This window comes from Streptomyces cahuitamycinicus, assembly GCF_002891435.1.
GTDB lineage: Bacteria > Actinomycetota > Actinomycetes > Streptomycetales > Streptomycetaceae > Streptomyces > Streptomyces cahuitamycinicus.
Genome location: NZ_POUC01000758.1, coordinates 1 through 2,043, shown reverse-complemented (window position 1 = coordinate 2,043; position 2,043 = coordinate 1). Strand labels below are relative to the sequence as shown.

The window sequence follows — 2,043 nt, the reverse complement described above, 5'->3', positions numbered from 1 at the left end:
GAGCGTTAACATATTTTTTTTTTCACGCAGAAGACGGCATACGAGTTGAGCGCTAGTCTCGTGGGCTCGGAGATGTGTATAAGAGGCAGGGCCGCGACGACTGGTGGCCGAGAGGCACTCCCGACCTGGACCCGGTCGGCGCCCTCACCGGCCTCGGTCTGCCGAGCGATACCTGAACTCACTCCGGTGCCGACTGCTCCGCGAAAGGTCCTGTGCCGTCCGCCGTCAGCCGCTCGGGCAGTCCGAGCCCTGGGAACCGGTCGTCGTGGAAGGTGACGATCTCGGCGATCGCTCCGCCGGTGACGCGCAGGACATCGATCGTCAGCGGCAGGTACGCGCCCTCCCCGTCCCGCCAGAGGTAGAAGGCGACGGCGGGCTGCCGGTTCACTGAGGTCGGGACGGCGCGCAGGCCCTTCATGCCCTCGAAGCCGCTCTCGACCCAGTCGCTCACCACCGCGTCGCGGCCGACGTACAGGCCCGGCGTGGGCGGCATCGAGCAGCGGACGTCGTCCCGTAGCATCGCGGCGAGCGCCGGGATGTCCGTGGCCACGCTGGCATCGGTGAAGCGGCGCACCAGCTCGCGCGTCCCGGCGTCCTGCTCGCCGCCGGTCCAGTCCTGCCGCTCGGCGGGCAGATGCTCCCGCATGCCCGCGCGGGCCCGCTGCAGCGCGCTGTTCACTGAGTTGACGGAGTCCCCTAGGGCCTCCGCGACGTCCTTCGCCGGCCAACCGAGCACGTCCCGCAGAATCAGCACGGCACGCGGGCGCGGCGCGAGGTGCTGGACCGCGATCACGTACGCCAGCTCGATCGTCTCCCGCGCGACGGCGACGGTCTCCGGCTCGTCCGCGTCGCCCGCGGGCAGCTCGTCGAGCAGCCGGTCCGGGTAGGGCTGCAGCCACAGCACCTCACCGCCGGTCGCGGGCTCCGGGCGGCGCTTGGCGAGCAGGTCCAGGCAGGCGTTGGTGGCGATCCCGTACAGCCAGGCGCGGAACGTCGACCGCCCCTCGAAGGTCTCGCGTCGCCGCCAGGCACGCAGGAACGTCTCCTGCACGGTGTCCTCGGCGTCCTCGAACGACCCGAGCATCCGGTAGCAGTGCACGTGCAGCTCCCGCCGGTGCCGCTCCGCCAGCCCCGAGAACGCCGACTCGTCGCTCTCGCCCAGCCCGCTCACGCCCAGCTCCTCCAGCCGTGTGTCCGCACTCATCACGTCATCCTTCCGCCTCGTCGTGTCCCGTCGTAGGTGTGACGGGCTCGGGCGTGAAAACTCATCACCTCACATGACCGAACGTTTCCGTCCTCGGCGGGCCGGGCTGTCGACCTGGTGAGAACGGGGACGGCCTGTGCCCTTGCCCACGGCAGCCTGCCGCGTGTCCGGCGTCGCCCTTCGGGCACTCGGCCTCACGACGGTGACCAGTGAGGCATTGCTGGCACCGCTCCCCGACCGCGCCGGCCTGGGCGGTGAGCCTGGCGGAGCACTGGACAGAGCCGGTCGGCCCCCGGTTACGGAAACGACATGGCTACAAGGAGTGGAGAACCCCATGGGACACGGCGGCAACGTCATCCAGGAACTGACCACGGATCACCGCGAGGTGGACGAACTCTTCTCGCAGATCGAAGCCCTGCCGGGAGCGGACGGGCAGCGACGGGCACTGGCGGACCGGCTCACCATGGAGCTGATCCGGCACTCGGTGGCCGAGGAGGAATACCTGTACCCGGCGGTGCGCCGGTACGTCGACGGGGGAGACGACCTCGCCGACAAGGAGATCGCCGACCACGGCGAAGTCGAACGCATGCTCAAGGAGCTCGAAGACTGCCGGCCCGGGGACGGACGTTTCGACACGCTGATCCTGCGGCTGAAGAACTCCGTCACGGCCCATGTCAGCGACGAGGAGAACCGGCTCTTCCCGATGCTGGCCGACGTCTGCTCCGCCGACGCCCTCGGCACGACCGGTCAACCCTGCGGCGCTAGGCGACATCCCGCATGACCTGCTCCCGCACCCGCCCGCAGCACCGGCTGATCAGCCGGGACACGTGCATCTGCGA

Annotated in this window: 2 protein-coding genes; one reads left to right on the top strand and one right to left on the bottom strand. The window is 69.8% G+C overall.

Translation table 11 applies throughout. The features are described from left to right. Nucleotides 1-178: 178 nt before the first annotated feature. Complete coding sequence (locus C1J00_RS42495) at nt 179-1,204, bottom strand: RNA polymerase subunit sigma-70 (protein WP_102914127.1); 1,026 nt, start codon at nt 1,202-1,204, stop codon at nt 179-181. Nucleotides 1,205-1,538: 334 nt separating this feature from the next. On the opposite strand from C1J00_RS42495, the gene C1J00_RS42490 reads away from it, so the two are divergent. Beyond that, nucleotides 1,539-1,985: a hemerythrin domain-containing protein gene (locus tag C1J00_RS42490; RefSeq protein ID WP_439333484.1), complete on the top strand. Its 447-nt coding sequence runs from the start codon at nt 1,539-1,541 to the stop codon at nt 1,983-1,985. Nucleotides 1,986-2,043 lie beyond the last annotated feature (58 nt).

Excerpts from the sequence above, each read along its gene's own strand:
- C1J00_RS42495 (WP_102914127.1), bottom strand. The coding sequence starts at position 1,204 with ATGAGTGCGGACACACGGCTGGAGGAGCTGGGCGTGAGCGGGCTGGGC.
- C1J00_RS42490 (WP_439333484.1), top strand. The coding sequence starts at position 1,539 with ATGGGACACGGCGGCAACGTCATCCAGGAACTGACCACGGATCACCGC.